The 14,850-nt window shown below is 71.1% G+C and carries 12 protein-coding genes and 3 tRNA genes; 8 read left to right on the top strand and 7 right to left on the bottom strand.

Annotated features, from left to right (window positions below):
• Positions 1-63 precede the first annotated feature (63 nt).
• The 3 genes from ACFVYE_RS14370 to ACFVYE_RS14360 all read left to right on the top strand — a co-directional run bounded on the left by ACFVYE_RS14370 (position 64) and on the right by ACFVYE_RS14360 (position 3,461).
• Complete coding sequence (locus ACFVYE_RS14370) at positions 64-630, top strand: hypothetical protein (RefSeq protein ID WP_389605693.1); 567 nt, start codon at positions 64-66, stop codon at positions 628-630.
• A gap of 148 nt (positions 631-778) precedes the next feature.
• The gene (locus ACFVYE_RS14365) at positions 779-1,816 is read left to right on the top strand and encodes a rod shape-determining protein (RefSeq protein ID WP_383962546.1); all 1,038 of its coding nucleotides are present in this window, start codon (positions 779-781) and stop codon (positions 1,814-1,816) included.
• Positions 1,817-1,835: 19 nt separating this feature from the next.
• A complete protein-coding gene (locus tag ACFVYE_RS14360) occupies positions 1,836-3,461 on the top strand; it encodes a GAF domain-containing protein (protein WP_389605691.1) in 1,626 nt (541 codons plus the stop codon).
• Here ACFVYE_RS14360 and ACFVYE_RS14355 read toward each other — a convergent pair.
• Positions 3,439-3,870 (bottom strand): Lrp/AsnC family transcriptional regulator, encoded by a 432-nt coding sequence (locus tag ACFVYE_RS14355; protein ID WP_093897145.1) that lies wholly within the window; start codon positions 3,868-3,870, stop codon positions 3,439-3,441. The genes ACFVYE_RS14360 and ACFVYE_RS14355 overlap by 23 nt on opposite strands.
• A gap of 145 nt (positions 3,871-4,015) precedes the next feature.
• Between ACFVYE_RS14355 and ACFVYE_RS14350 the strand changes: the two genes are divergently transcribed.
• The 3 genes from ACFVYE_RS14350 (at position 4,016) to ACFVYE_RS14340 (ending at position 8,251) form a co-directional block, all read left to right on the top strand.
• On the top strand, positions 4,016-5,224 hold the full coding sequence (locus ACFVYE_RS14350; RefSeq protein ID WP_389605689.1) for an MFS transporter: 1,209 nt from the start codon (positions 4,016-4,018) through the stop codon (positions 5,222-5,224).
• A 287-nt stretch (positions 5,225-5,511) separates the two neighbouring features.
• The gene (locus tag ACFVYE_RS14345; RefSeq protein WP_389605806.1) at positions 5,512-6,897 is read left to right on the top strand and encodes an acyl-CoA synthetase; all 1,386 of its coding nucleotides are present in this window, start codon (positions 5,512-5,514) and stop codon (positions 6,895-6,897) included.
• Positions 6,890-8,251, top strand: coding sequence for a carboxyl transferase domain-containing protein (locus ACFVYE_RS14340; protein ID WP_389605687.1), 1,362 nt, complete (start codon positions 6,890-6,892; stop codon positions 8,249-8,251). Before ACFVYE_RS14345 ends, ACFVYE_RS14340 begins: the two co-directional genes overlap by 8 nt.
• 4 nt (positions 8,252-8,255) lie before the next feature.
• Here the strand turns inward: ACFVYE_RS14340 and ACFVYE_RS14335 are convergent, their stop codons facing one another.
• The 6 genes from ACFVYE_RS14335 to ACFVYE_RS14310 all read right to left on the bottom strand — a co-directional run bounded on the left by ACFVYE_RS14335 (position 8,256) and on the right by ACFVYE_RS14310 (position 12,813).
• A complete protein-coding gene (locus tag ACFVYE_RS14335) occupies positions 8,256-9,521 on the bottom strand; it encodes an MFS transporter (RefSeq protein ID WP_389605685.1) in 1,266 nt (421 codons plus the stop codon).
• Between the two features lie 125 nt (positions 9,522-9,646).
• A complete protein-coding gene (locus ACFVYE_RS14330; RefSeq protein WP_383962532.1) occupies positions 9,647-11,533 on the bottom strand; it encodes an ABC transporter ATP-binding protein in 1,887 nt (628 codons plus the stop codon).
• 125 nt (positions 11,534-11,658) lie between these two features.
• Entirely contained in the window at positions 11,659-11,874 is a 216-nt protein-coding gene (locus ACFVYE_RS14325; protein WP_389605683.1) for a hypothetical protein, read from the bottom strand.
• A gap of 479 nt (positions 11,875-12,353) precedes the next feature.
• Positions 12,354-12,427 (bottom strand) — tRNA-Ile (locus ACFVYE_RS14320).
• 235 nt (positions 12,428-12,662) lie between these two features.
• Positions 12,663-12,735: transfer RNA gene (locus ACFVYE_RS14315), tRNA-Asn, on the bottom strand.
• A 5-nt stretch (positions 12,736-12,740) separates the two neighbouring features.
• A tRNA-Asn gene (locus ACFVYE_RS14310) sits at positions 12,741-12,813 on the bottom strand.
• 181 nt (positions 12,814-12,994) lie between these two features.
• Between ACFVYE_RS14310 and ACFVYE_RS14305 the strand changes: the two genes are divergently transcribed.
• Positions 12,995-13,294, top strand: coding sequence for a YtxH domain-containing protein (locus ACFVYE_RS14305; RefSeq protein ID WP_383962527.1), 300 nt, complete (start codon positions 12,995-12,997; stop codon positions 13,292-13,294).
• A gap of 74 nt (positions 13,295-13,368) precedes the next feature.
• Positions 13,369-14,814 (top strand): FGGY family carbohydrate kinase, encoded by a 1,446-nt coding sequence (locus ACFVYE_RS14300; RefSeq protein WP_383962524.1) that lies wholly within the window; start codon positions 13,369-13,371, stop codon positions 14,812-14,814.
• Positions 14,815-14,850 lie beyond the last annotated feature (36 nt).

Raw genomic sequence — 14,850 nt, 5'->3', positions numbered from 1 at the left:
GATGCCTGTAGGACAACGTAGATAGCCGCTCAGGTGAGGATTCTGTGTGGAACTGTTGAATCCATGACCGCTCCCACGCGTTTCGGCCCTCGTGAGTTCCAGCTCGTCCTGTTGCGCCGGATGGCCGACCACCAACCCGCCCTCGTCGACGACGCCCGACAGGAACTGAGCGCCTCGCTCGCCGAGATGCGGGAGGCCAACCGCCGTTGGCAGGCCATGGTGCGGGCGCCGCGCGGGCGGGGCGCCCTGCGCCGCTACCGTTCGGTGCTCGGCGATCCCGAGTCGTCCGTACACCGCACCATCGGCGACCTGGAGTGCGACGCGCTGCTGTGGCCGGTGCCGCTCTGGCCGGATCTGCGGTTCGAGGTGATGGTCGCGCCGAGCGGGGCCGTATGGAACGAATGGCTGGTCCGGGCGCCGGGAGCACCGGGCCCCGAGCTGCGTACCGTCGAGGATCTGCGTCCCTGGTCGGGCACGGTGGACGAGGTCGCGCGGGCCTTCGCACCGGCTCGCCCGATGGAAGGCAGCGCACCGACCCGGTGGGCGCTCGCGATCACCGCGCCCGGGACGGGTGAGCGGTATGTCGCCGAATTCACGTGGGGGCTGTTCCAGCGGCTGCTGCCCGGCTGACTTCCCCGTACCGCACTTTTCTGTCGGTTCGTCAGCTTTCTACCTCCTACGGCCCATCCCGACGCGCGCAATGACTCCGAACGGCGCACGATGCGAAGAGAGCCGGCTGCCGCCGGTACCCCAATCAGCGCTCTCGGGAGAACCTGCCGTGACCGTCAGCCTTGAGCAGTTGCGCCGTTGCCATGTCGCCGTCGACCTCGGGGCCGCCCGGACCCGCGTGTACATCAAGGGGCTCGGGCTCGTCGTCGACGAGCCGAGTGCCGCCGCCATGAACACCCGTACCGGCTCGCTCATCGCCGTCGGCACGCTCGCCGAGCAGATGACGGGCCGCACCCCCGACTACATCCGGGTGGTCCGCCCGGTCACCGGCGGAACCGTCATCGACATCGAGATGGCCCAGCGCATGCTCCGCCAGCTGCTCGGCGACAAGCTCCGCCGCCAGCTGCGCCGCAAGCCCCGGCTGCGGGCCGCCGCCTGCACCCCGCACGACAGCGATCCGCTCGCCCAGCGGGCCACCGTCGAGACACTGGTCGGGCTGGGCGCCCGGCGGGTCGAACTCGTCGACACCCTGATCGCGGCGGCCGTCGGCTGCGGGCTCCCCGTCGAGCAGCCGACCGCCTCCATGATCATGGTGTGCGGGGCGGCGACCACCCAGATCGCGGTGCTCTCGCTCGGTTCGATCGTGACCGCCGTACGCATCCCGATCGGCGGCGACGCCATCGATCACGCGGTGATCCAGCATCTGCGCCAGCACCACGAGTTGATGCTGCCGAGCCAGTCCGTACGCCCGCTCCAGCTGGCGCTCAGCGGCAGCGGTCTGACCGCGCACGGTCCCGCCACGACCGAGATCCACGGCCGTGACGTGGCCACCGGCCTGGCCCGCTCGGTGCACGTCGACACCGCCGCCGTGCAGCAGGCCATCCACGCCCCGCTGACCGCGGTGCTCGACGGCCTCGGCAAGATCCTGCGGGACTGCCCGCCCGACCTGGTGGCCGACATCGCCGACTGCGGGATCATGATGGTCGGCGGCAGCGCGCTGCTGCCCGGTCTCGATCAGATGCTGCGGGATGCGACGGGCGTGCCCGTGCACATCGCGGAGCGGCCCGACGTGTGCTCCGTACTGGGGCTCGGTGCGATGCTGGACGGCAAGATCCAGCCGCTGGTTCTCGACCCGCTCGCCTGCTGACCACCGCGGGGTGCGGCGCATGGCCGAAGAGGCAGCGAACACAGCGGCGGCGAACACGGCCGCCGGGCCCGGGGACGAGGAGACGGCCGCCGCGTCCGGCACCCCGCAGGCACCCCGGCTGCCGATGCTCCTGGAAGCGGTGCTGAGCATCGGCACCGATCTGGAACTGCGGGCCACCCTCCAGCAGATCGTGGACGCCGCCGCGGCACTGACCGAGGCCCGGTACGGCGCGCTCGGCGTGCTCGACCCCGAGCGCGGCACCATCAGCGAGCTGTTCACCTCGGGCATCGACGCCACCGAGCGGCAGCGCATCGGCGACTTCCCGGACGGGCACTCGGGGATGCTCGGCGTCCTCATCGACGAGCCGCAGCCGCTGCGCTCGGACGATCTGACCACCGACCCGCGCTCCTGCGGGGTGCCGCCCGGCCACCCGCCGATGCACTCCTTCCTCGGGTCGCCGATCCGGGTGCAGAACCAGGTGTTCGGCAATCTCTACCTCACCGAGAAGCGCACCGGCCGCTTCACCGATACGGACATGGCACTGATGCGGGTGCTGGCCGCACAGGCCGGAATCGCGATCGGCAATGCCCGGCTGTACGAGGCGGCCCGGCAGCGGGAGCGCTGGATCGAGGGGGCGGCCGCCGTCACCACCACCCTGCTGACCGGCGGGAACGCGGCCGACGCGCTGACGACCGTCGCCGAGGGGGCCAGAGCCCTCGCCGACGCCTGTGCCGGGGTGATCCTCCAGCCGAACAAGGAGGGCGGGATGGAGATCGTCACCGCGTCCACGCTCGACGACCCGGCCGGGATCGTCGGTACGACCATCGAGCCCGGCTCCGCCGTGCTGGTCGAACTGCTGGGCGGCGAACCGGTGTTCATAGAGGACTCGGCGACCGATCCGCGAATGACGACACATGTGCGCTCGCGGTTCGGCCCCAGCATGATGCTGCCGCTGCAGAGCGGCGGGCGACTGATCGGCACCCTTGCCCTGCCCCGGCGGCGCGGCGACCGCCCGTACACGGCCGTGGACCGGTTGCTGGCCTCCCAGTTCGCCTCGCAGGCCGCACTCGCCCTGGTCCTGGCGGACGCCCAGCACAACCGGGAACAGCTCGCGGTGTACGAGGACCGGGACAGGATCGCCCGCGATCTGCACGACCTCGTCGTCCAGCGACTGTTCGCGACCGAGATGATGCTGGAGTCGACCCGCCACAGGGCCGCCGCCCCGGAGACGGACGAGCTGCTCGGCAAGGCCGTCGACGAGCTGGACTCCACCATTCAGGAGGTACGGACGGCGATCTTCGCCCTCCAGCAGCCGCCCGCCGAGGCCCCCACCACGTTCCGCGGCCGGGTGCTGCGGGAGACCAGGGGCGCCGCGGCCGTCCTCGGCTTCCAGCCGTCGGTGCACTTCGACGGGGCGGTCGACACATTGGTCCGGGACCCCGTGGACCGGCGACTGCTCGCCGCGCTGCGGAGCGCCCTCGCGGCCGCGCACCGGCGGGCCGGGGTGTCGGCGATCGAGGTGGAGGTGGATGCGACGGCCGTGTTGCCGGACGGGCGGGCCGCGGTCCGGCTTGCGGTCGCCGACGACGGCCGGGACGAGGACGGCTCGCGCTCACCGACCGTCATCTGGCGGGCGCCGCTCTGAGCGCGACGCGGGTGTTGGAGTGGGCGACGCCGGCCTCCCGCTTGAGCCTGCGCAGCAGTCCGTCCAGTGCTGCGGTGTCGGCGACGGCGGCTCGTACGAGGTAGTCGTGGCCGCCGGTCACATGCACCACTTCGGTGATACCTGGCAGGGCGAGCACCGCCCGCTCGAACACCTCGTTCGTCGTGTCCATCCGCAGCGACACGTCGATGAAGACGACAAGGCCCGTACGGGTGTCGGCGGCCGGGTCGATGATCACGGTGAAGCCGCGGATGACACCGTCGCGCCGCAGCCGGCGCACCCGGTCGGCCGCGGCGTTGGCGCTGAGCCCGACCCGTACGCCCAGATCGCGGTACGAGATCCGGGCATCCTCCTGCAGGATGCCGAGGATTTCCCTGTCCAGACGGTCCATACTGCGATTGTCGCAGCTTTGTCCGGATTGCGACTTCGCAAGGCGCATCCTGAGCTCTCCCCTCCCGCGCGCGGTTCCCGGCCGGGTTGCCCCGCATGGCGCATCCCGACGGGCCCATGGCTTGTGCCCGCCCTTGACTGAATGGGTGGATACAGCCGCCAAACAGCCTCCTGTACCGGTCGGCGCACCGTCCGCGGCCGCCTATCGCAACCTCGTGATGGCCACGATCGGTTTCGGGCTGACCTTCTGGGCCTGGAATCTGATCGCGCCCATGGCCGGGGACTACAAGGAGCGGCTGGGCCTGACTTCGTTCGAGCAGTCGCTGCTGGTCGCGGTGCCGGTGCTGGTCGGTTCGCTGGGCCGGATCCCGGCGGGCGCACTCACCGACAAGTACGGCGCACGGCTGATGTTCCCGCTGATCTCGGCGCTCACCATCGTGCCGGTGCTGCTGCTGATCCCGGCGAAGAACTCCTACGGCGCGATGCTCGCCGTGGGCTTTCTGCTGGGCCTGGGCGGCACGACGTTCGCGATCGGTATCCCGCTGGTCAACTCGTGGTTCCCGCCCGCCGACCGGGGGCTCGCGCTGGGGGTGTTCGGCATGGGCATGGGCGGCGTCGCCCTGTCCGGGTACTTCACCCCGCGGATCGCCGAACACGGCGACAATCTGCCGTTCCTGGTGGTCGCGGCGGCCCTCGTGGTGTACGCGGCGCTGGCCGCGGTGCTGGTCAGCGACCGCCCGGACCGACCGGTACCGGCCGACTCGCTCGCCCATCGACTGGGTGAGGCGGGGCGGCTGCGGGTCACCTGGGAGCTGTCCGCGCTGTATGCGATCGGCTTCGGCGGGATCGTCGCGTTCGGCGTCTACCTCCCCACGTATCTGAAGACCTGGTACGGCCTCTCACCGACCGACGCCGGTACGAAGGCCGCCGGGTTCGCCCTGGTCACGGTCATCTTCCGGCCCATCGGCGGCTGGCTCTCCGACCGCATCCGCCCGGCCCTGGTCACGGCGGCGGCGCTCGGCCTGGCCGCCCTGATGGCGATCATCCAGGCCTTCGACCCGGAGCTGGCCCCCGGCGGCACGATCGCACTGCTCTGCATGGCGGCCGGCCTGGGCACCGCGAGCGGCAGCATCTTCGCCCTGGTCTCCCAGGTGACACCCCAGGCGAAGGTCGGCAGTGTGACCGGGATCGTCGGCGCGATGGGGGGCCTGGGGGGCTTCGTGCCACCGCTGGTGATGGGGGCGATCTACAGCGCGAAGGGGTCGTACTCGATCGGCTTCATGCTGCTGTCGGATCTGGCACTGGCGGGGTGCGTGTACGCGTACGGGTGCATGCGGGGGCTTCAACGGGAGTAGGGCTCGGCTTCGCGCGGGTTCGGGCGCCCCACCGCGACGGTTCCGTCCTCGAACGCCGGACGGGCTCGGTGGTCTCGCCGGGTCGGTGGCTTCTTCGGAGCCGGTCGGGGCATCTTCGAGTCCGTCCGGCGGTCGAGGACATCTTTTGAGCCCGTCCGGCGATCGAGAGCGAACCGGTCGGCGGACGGGCCCAGGGGTGCCGGACTAGGGTGCGGCAGGTGACTCCTCTTCTGTTTGTGCCGGATGACGGTTCCGCCCGGGAAGCCACCCGGTTCGGCGAACACACCATGACGTACGACCGGTTGGCCACCGCCTCCACCGCGCTCGCCGCGCGTCTCGGTGGTGCCGGACGAGTCGCCGTCTGGGCCACGCCCACGCCCGAGACCGTGGTCGCCGTCGTGGCCGCGCTGCGGGCCGGGGTGCCGGCGGTGCCGCTCAACCCGAAGACGGGCACGCGCGAACTCGCGCACATCGTGGCCGACAGCGAACCGACCGCGGTGCTGGCCGGGACGGGCGACGTGCTCCCGCCGGTGCTGGACACGCTGGGCCGTATCGATGTCGACACGGCCCCGGACGGCGAGGGCGGCGGCGCCGCGCTCCCGGAGCCCTCCCCCGAGTCCCCCGCGCTGATCGTCTACACCTCCGGCACCACGGGCCCGCCCAAGGGCGCGATCCTGCCGCGGCGGGCGATCGCCGCGTCGCTGGACGCGCTGGAGGACGCCTGGCAGTGGACCGGCGACGACGTGCTCGTCCACGCCCTGCCGCTGTTCCATGTGCACGGTCTGATCCTGGGCGTGCTCGGTCCGCTGCGCCGTGGCGGATCGGTGCGGCACCTGGGCAGGTTCTCCACCGACGGTGTGGCCCGGGAGCTGTCGTCCGGCGGCACGATGCTCTTCGGCGTACCGACGATGTACCACCGGCTGGCCGAGGCCCTCGACGGCTCCGACCCCGGTGCGACCGAGCTGGCGAAGGCGCTGGCCGGGGCCCGGCTGCTGGTGTCCGGGTCTGCCGCACTGCCGGTCCACGACCACGAACGGATCGCGGCGGCGACCGGCCGCCGGGTCATCGAGCGGTACGGCATGACGGAGACCCTGATGAACACGGGCGTCCGGGCCGACGGCGAACCACGCCCCGGCACGGTCGGCGCACCCCTTCGCGGCGTCGAGCTCCGCCTGGTCGAGGAGGACGGCACCCTCCTCACCGACCCCGACGCCATCGGCGAGATCCAGGTGCGCGGCCCGAACCTCTTCACCGGCTATCTGAACCGCCCCGACGCCACGGCCGCCGCGCTCACCGAGGACGGCTGGTTCCGCACGGGAGACATGGCCACCCGTGACACCGACGGCTATGTACGGATCGTCGGCCGCAAGGCGACCGATCTGATCAAGAGCGGCGGGTACAAGATCGGCGCCGGTGAGATCGAGAACGCGCTCCTCGACCACCCCGGTGTCCGCGAGGCCGCCGTCACCGGTGAACCGGACCCGGATCTGGGCGAGCGGATCGTCGCCTGGGTGGTACCGGCCGACCCCGCCTCGCCCCCGACGAAGGACGAGCTCGCGGACCATGTGGCCGCCCAGCTGTCCCCGCACAAGCGCCCGCGCACGGTCCGTTACCTGGACGAACTTCCCCGCAACGACCTGGGCAAGATCATGAAGCGGTCGCTCCATGCCTGACCGGCTGACGGCGAGGGCGGCGATCGCGGCCGTCACCACCGAGTTCGAGGAGTTCACCGAATCCGGCGTGGCCGACCGGGACACGGATGGTGACGGGCCCCTGTCCTGGGCCGGGTACGCGGACTCCCGGGCCCGCGCCGCCGCCCGTACCGGCGAGGAGGAGTCCGTCGTCCACGGCCTCGCCTCCGTCGGCGGCCGGAGCTGTGTCCTGGTCTCGTTCGAGTTCGGATTCCTGGGCGGCTCACTCGGGCAGCGCACCGGGGACCTGCTGGAGGCCGCGTACGAGGCCGCCCGGACCCGGGGGCTTCCGCTGGTCTCGCTCATCGCGACGGGCGGCAGCCGGATGCAGGAGGGCATGGTCGCCCTGACCCAGCTGCAGCGTGTGGCCCGCGCCTCGGCACGGCTGCGGGCGGCCGGCCCCGCTCAGCTCGCGGTCCTGCGTGACCCGACGACGGGCGGCGGCTGGGCAACGCTGGGCGCGGGCGCCGATGTGATCCTGGCGCTGCCGGGCGCCCAGGTGGGGTTCGCCGGGTCCCGGGTGCGGCCCGCGGACGCGGACCCTCACGCGTACACCGCCGAGGGCCAGCTGGCCGCGGGCCAGATCGACGCCGTCGTCCCGCCGGACGAGCTCCCAAAGACAGTGGCCCGCTGGCTGCAGGCGCTCCACCCACCCGGTTCCTCGGCCCCCGGCCCCGCTCCGGTGCCGGACGCCCTGTCCGCCACCGGTCTCCCGCTGACCGGCTGGGACGCGGTCCGGCAGGCCCGCTCCCCCTCCCGGCCGCGCGCCGAGGAGTATCTGGACGCGTATTTCGACCACCGGCTCCCGCTCGGCGGCGACCGCTGCGGCGGTACGGATCCGGGGCTGCGCTGCGGTTTCGGGCGGCGCGACGGCAGGACGATCGCGTACGTCGCCCAGTGCGGCACCGCGACCCGCCCGGCCGGCTACCGCACGGCGGCCCGGGTGATCCGGCTGGCCGACCGGCTCGGTGTCCCCGTGCTCACCCTGATCGACACCCCGGGCGCGGCGAACGACGCCGAGGCGGAACGTGCGGGCGCGGGCGCGGCCATCGCCGACACCTTCGCGGCGATAGCCGAGGCCGTGGTCCCCGTCACGACGCTGGTGATCGGCGAGGGCGGTTCGGGCGGCGCACTGGCCCTGGCGGCACCGGGGAACACCTATGTCACCCAGGACAGCTATTTCTCGGTGATCGCCCCGGAGTCGGCGGCGGCGATCCTGAAGCGCACCCCGGACGAGGTGCATGCCACGGCCGACCAGCTGCGGCTGCGCCCCCAGGACCTGGTGGAGCTGGGCATCGCCCGCGCCGTGGTGCTGCCGGATCCGTGCGAGGAGTGAGCCGTCAGGGCTGCGGGTCCTTCGCGTCGTACCGCGCGAACCCGCGCCACCGCAGCCCCAGCAGCGTCACGGCGACGACACAGGCGATCCCACCGCCGGTCACCGCCAGGCCGGGCGAGGCCAGATCGGCGACCGATCCGGCCAGAAAGTCGCCGAGCCTCGGTCCGCCCGCCACGACGACGATGAACACGCCCTGCAACCGTCCTCGTATCTCGTCCGGCACGGCCGCCTGGAGCATGGTGTTCCGGAAGACCATCGACGTGGTGTCCGCGCACCCGGCGAGCGCGAGGAAGATCAGCCCGAGCCAGAGCTGACGGGTCAGCCCGAAGATCGCGATGGCGGTGCCCCAGGAGGCGACGGCGAGGAGCACGGCGAGACCCTGGCGGCGGATGCGTCCCAGCCATCCGGAGAACACCCCGCCGAGCAGCGCCCCCAGCGCGGGAGCGGCGACCAGCAGCCCGGTGGTCTTCGCGTCACCGCCGTACCAGACCACGGCGACGACGGGGAACAGCGCCCGGGGGTGGGCCAGCACCATGGCGCACAGGTCGGTGAAGAAGGTCATCCGCAGATTGGGCCTGGTCCCGAGGAAGCGCAGCCCGTCCGCGACGGATGCCCGTTTGTCGCCCGCGCCCTCCTCCCGCTCCGGAAGCATCGAGGGCAGCCGCCACATCGCGTACAGCGAGGCGGTGAAGGTGACGGCGTCGACGGTGTACGCGGCCCGGTACCCCCACCAGCCGACGATGAGCCCGCCGAGCATCGGCCCGACCAGCGTGCCGGTGGTGCTGGTCATGGAGTTGAGCGCGTTGGCGGCGGGCAGCTGCTCGGCCGGGAGCAGCCGGGCGATCATCGAGCTGCGGGCCGGTGAGTTGACCGCGAAGCAGGCCGCCTGCAGGGCGACGATCACGTACAGCAGTCCCACCTGTTCCACCCCGGCGACGGTGGCGGCGACCAGCCCGACAGAGAGGACGAACGACCCCGCGGAGCTGGCCAGTCCCAGCTTGCGGCGGTCGATGGTGTCTGCGACGGCCCCGCCGTACAGCCCGAAGACGACCAGCGGCAGGAACGAACAGAACCCGATGAGCCCGACCGAGAAGGCGGACCCGGTGATGTCGTAGACCTGGAGCGAGACGGCGAGCGCCGTCATTCCCTGCCCGATCCAGGAGACCGTGTTCCCGAACCAGAGCCGCCGGTAGTCGGGGGAGGTCCGCAACGGCGTCAGGTCGGCGAGTATTCGTGTGCGGTGTGCAGGTTCTTCGGCTGTTTCGGTCACAGCGGATGGTAACGACCGGCGTGTGTCCGGTGGCCCGGTATCCATCGGGCACAGCCTGTTCCCGGCCACGCCTCCACGTCAGGAGGCGCGACCGGCCGCGCAGTTCGGCGCCCGCTCCCGCCCGCCTACCGCCAGTGGATTCCTGACGGGCGGGCAGGCGAGTACACAGTGCCGTTGTGCGGTTGTTGGGCACGGCGCTCGAAAAGAGTGGCGTACAGACCTCTCCGGCCCAGGAGTTGGGTATGCGTGCCCGACTCCACCAGACGTCCCTCGTCCAGGACAAGGATGCGGTCGGCGTTCGCGGCAAGGGCCAGGTCGTGCGTGATCACGATGGTGGTGCGTCCCTCGGCGAGGCGCCGCAGCGGTGCGAGGATGCGCTGTGCGGCCATTCTGTCCAGTCCGGTGGTGGGTTCGTCGAGGAGGAGGACGGGCGCGTCGCGCAGCATGGCGCGGGCGATCGCGATGCGCTGCAGCTGGCCTCCGGAGAGCCGAGAAGTGCCGGTGGCAATGACAGTGTCATATCCATCCGGCAGAGTGCGGATGAACCCATGGGCGTCGGCCGCCTTCGCGGCTTCCACGACGTCACGGTGGCTCACATCCGTGCGCCCGCAGCCGATGTTCTCCTCGATGGTGTCGTGCAGGACGAGCGTGTCCTGGGGCAGCAGCGTGATGTTCCGGCGGAGGTAGGTCAGCGGCAGCTGGTCCACGGACACGCCGTCCAGCCGGACACTGCCGGCATCCGGGTCGTAGAACCTCAGCAGCAGGGCCGCCAGGGTCGACTTTCCCGCGCCACTGGGGCCGGTGATGACCAGTAGTTCCCCGGGGCTCGCGGTGAACGAGAGATCCCGGAGAACCGGCTCGCTGCTGTCGGGGTAGTGGAAGACGATCTGACACGCCTCCACCTCGCCGAGCGCGCGGTTGCGGGGCGGGGCGGGCACGGAGACGGCCGGGTCGGTGACGGCGGGCTCGGCGTCGAGGATCTCCAGCAGCCGTTCGGCTCCCGCGGTCGCGGCGGTGGCCGTCAGGCCCAGCTGGCCCAGGGAGCGGATCGGCGGATAGAGGTAGCCGATGAAGGCGGCGAAGGCCAGCAGTTGTCCGAGTGTCATCCGCTGCCGGGAGATCTCCCACGCCCCCAGACCGATGATCGCCAGGACGCACAACGTTTCGAGGACCTCGACGAGCTGCTCGTAGAACTCGGTGAGGCGGACGGCCTTCACCGCTGTCTTCAGCCGGATACGTGCCTTGCTGAGGAGCCGCTCCTCCTCGTCGTGCTGCCTGTTGTACGCCTGGGTCATGACGACGTTGACCAACGTCTCCTCGACCACTGCCGTGATGGCACCGTCCGCCGCGCGACCGCGCCGGGACACCGCGCGCAGGGGCCCGGCGAAACGGGTGGTCGTGAACCAGAAGAACGGCACCATGACAAAGGTGGCCAGGGCCAGATCCCAGCGCAGCCACACGGCGGCGGCCGCGTAGAAGACCGTACTGAACAGGGCCGAGGCCGCCCCGACGATGCCGGAGACGACGAGCGCTTCGATGGCTTCCACGTCACCCGTCAGCCGCTCCACCAGGTCACCGCGGCGATTGCGTTGGTAGAAGTGCGGCGGGAGCGTCTGGAGATGGCTGAAGACACGGGCCCGCAGGCGCAGCACGAAGCGTTCGGCGACCCAGGCCGCGATCGAGTTGCCCAGATACCCCACCACGGCACCGACGACGGCCACGGCGAGCCACTGGCCGGCGGGTTTCCAGAAGGCGCTGACGGAGCCGGTCTGCAGAGCGGTGTCGGTGAGTTTGGCGAAGAGCAGGACCGTGATGGTCTCGGCGATGGCGGCCAGGACGGCGCACAGGAAGATGACGACGAGCCAGCGCCGGTCGCCCATGGTCAGTGGCCAGAAGCGCCGGAATGCCACCGCGATGCTGATGGGATCGGTGCGGATCGGTACATCCGTCACCGAGTCCTGAGAAGTCTCTTCGGGGGGCGCTGAGCGCCGGGATGAGCTGCGGAGGCGCATGGGCGTCACCCAGAGGTGCTCGGACTATGGACCATCTCCATAGGCGCGGACCCCAAAACCGCGAGGCGGACCCGCGCCGCAGCGCGAGCCTGCCTCGATCTGGGGATGGTGTCGGGGGTGTCGGGTCAGTAACCCCACCCACCGCCGCCACGGCCGTAACCGCCACGTCCGTAACCGCCACGTCCGTAGCCTCCGCCACGTCCGTAACCGCCGCCACGTCCGTAGCCTCCGCCACGTCCGCCGCCACGTCCGCCGCCGCGTCCGCCGCCACGTCCGCCGCCGCGTCCGCCGCCACCGCCACCGCCGTGGCCGCTGTAATCGAAGATGCTGCGTACGTTCATCTTCGTCTCCTTTGGAGAGGTATCTGCGCCGCTCCTTGCTTTTGCTGCGGCACTTTCGACACTACGACTACCCCCTACGACCAACAAGTCGTACAAGCCGCAATCCGGATAAAAGTCGCGAAATGCCGTAAACCTTCGGAGCGTTGTCACAAGTGACTCTCTGGCACACCCTCCAGAGCCAGGACGCAAACAGCCCTGCAGCGACTGGACACCTTTGCCCACGGCAAAGATCACCGCCAGAGCCCGAAGCAGGTCGTCGCACAGACGGCACGGGCCTGACGGGCCCTTCGCGGCCACGCACAATCGGGCCTGCCCGCAAGACTCCTGACGGCGCGAGAGAACCCACCGGCGACGCGCCGGGCCACGGCGCGGCCACTTGATCTTGATCCGGAGCTATGGTGAGGGCCCCCATGGAATCCATGAGGGCCCTGCCGCCTGCAGACACGCAGGTCATAACGTTTCTGCCGGAGCAGCAACAGTGGGGCGGGTGGGACTCGAACCCACGGCCGACGGATTATGAGTCCGCTGCTCTAACCGGCTGAGCTACCGCCCCTTTTCGGCGTGGCGCGTACAAGTGTGCGCGCCGTCTGCCGCAGCATAGCCGGTCATACGATCTCTCGCTCCGGATGGTCGGCTTCGCATGACCATGAAGACTGCGCTGCTCCCTGCCCGGTTCCGAACGGAGCGGAGTAGACGCGAAAGAGTCACCGTGCACCCCACACGTACCACGGCGAAGGACCGACGCAAGGCACGCGAAAAAGGACCCCGCAGGGTCCTCTTCCGTTCCGCTCCCCCGACTGGACTCGAACCAGTAACCCTCCGGTTAACAGCCGAATGCTCTGCCAATTGAGCTACAGGGGATCGCGCTCCCCCGACTGGACTCGAACCAGTAACCTGCCGGTTAACAGCCGGCTGCTCTGCCAATTGAGCTACAGGGGATTGCTGCGTTTGCACCGAACCCTACCTGCCTGGCTCCTGCCGGGCGGCGCGCGTTCGCTGCGACACATACATTAGCGCAAGCAGGGGGGTGCTTTGCCAATCGGTATCGCCCGGGGTGATCTCGGGTGCCCGCGGGTAGGCGGGCAGCACACGTCGCACTGAGCAAGGAAGGGTGGCAGCCATGCGGTACCGGCTCACGTTCATCGCCGGACTGGCCCTCGGATACGTGATCGGCACGCGGGCCGGGCGCGAGCGTTACGAGCAGCTGAAGAAGTCCGCACGTCAGTTCGCCCAGAATCCGGCCGTGCGCAATACCGCCGAGTCCGCGGCACAGAGCGGCCGCGATCTGGCCGGCAAGGCCTACCACGCGGTCAGCGACAAGGTCGGCGAGAAGGTGCCCGCCTCGGTGGCCGACCGGGTGCGCTCACTCCGGGACCGCGGCCAGAACGGCGAGGACGACTGGGGCACGACCAACACCTAGTCGGGGGGGGGCCGCCCGCCCGCTGCCGCTCCACCGGTGCGGAAACGCTCCGGCGGTGCGGCAGAATCTTGGGCATGGGCATAGTCGCCGGCTTGGACAGTTCTTCCGCCTTCACACACATCGTCGTCTGCGATACGGACACAGGCGCCGTGCTGCGCCGCGGGTACGCCGCACACCCCGTCGAGGCGAAGGCCACCGAGGTCGACCCGCAGGCGTGGCTGCTCTCGCTCGGTGAGGCCGCCGACGGAGGGCTGCTCGAAGGCGTGCAGGCCATCGGTGTCTCCGCGCAGCAGCACGGTCTGGTGCCGCTGGACCACCAGGGCAATCTCGTACGCCCTGCGCTGCTCGGCAATGACAGGCGGGCGCAGGTCGCCGCGGCCGATCTGATCGACGGGCTCGGCGGGCGGCAGTCCTGGGCCGAGGCGGTCGGGTCGGTGCCGCAGGCCGCGCAGCCGGTGTCGAAGCTGCGCTGGCTGGCACGGACCGAGCCGGAGTCGGCCCAGCGCGTGGCCTCGGTGCTGCAGCCGCACGACTGGCTCGTGTGGCAACTGCTGGGGCGGCCGGCCCGGCGGACCACCGACCGGGGCGCCGCGTCCGGCACCGGTTACTGGTCGGCGGGCAGTGATGCCTACCGGCCCGACCTGGTGGAGCTCGCTCTCGGGCACCAGGCGGCGCTGCCCGAGGTGCTCGGCCCCTCCGATGCGGCCGGGACGACGCCCGAGGGGCTGCTGATCTCCGCGGGGACCGGCGAGACGATGGCGGCGGCGTTCGGGCTCGGGGTCGGGGCCGGCGATGCGGTGGTGTCGCTGGGCGCGTCGGGTTCGGTCATGGCGGTGCACCACGAGGCGCTGCCCGATCCGAGCGGGATGATCACTTCGTTCGCGGACGCGACCGGTATGCATCTGCCGGTGGTGTACACGTCGAACGCGGTACGTGCGTTGCGCGGGTCCGTCGAGATGCTGGGTCTGGAGGGGCTGGAGGAGCTGTCCGCGCTGGCGCTGAAGTCGACGCCGGGCGCCTCCGGGCTCGTACTCCTGCCGTATCTGGAGGGCGAGCGCACCCCGCATCTGCCGCACACGGCGGGAACGCTGTGCGGGCTGCGGCGCGAGTCGATGAAGCCGGAGCATATGGCGCGGGCGGCGTTCGAGGGAATGCTGTGCTCGCTGGCCGACGCGCTCGATGTACTGCGCGGCCGCGGTGTCGAGGTGCGGCGGGTGTTCCTGCTGGGGGCGGCGGCCGAACTGCCCGCAGTGCAGGGGCTCGCGCCCGCACTGTTCGGTACACAGGTGGTCGTGCCGCAGCCCGCCGAGTACGCGGCGCTGGGCGCGGCCCGACAGGCGGCCTGGGCACTGGGGGTCTCGCAGGGGACGGCCGATCCGCTCACTCCCCCGGCCTGGCAGGGTGCCGCGGCGCAGGTGCTGGAGCCGGGCGAGGAGCTGGCGGTCGGCCGGGCGGTGCGCCAGCAGTACGTGGCCACGCGCGACCAGATTCATCCGGGGGCGTTCGACTCCGCGCCCTGAGCCGCCCACCCTGCGTGACATGACCGGGTACACCCG

The sequence above is a fragment of the Streptomyces sp. NPDC058239 genome (genome assembly GCF_042882185.1).
GTDB lineage: Bacteria > Actinomycetota > Actinomycetes > Streptomycetales > Streptomycetaceae > Streptomyces.
Note: the sequence above shows the minus strand (reverse complement) of the source record. Positions and strands in the feature narration are given on the sequence as shown.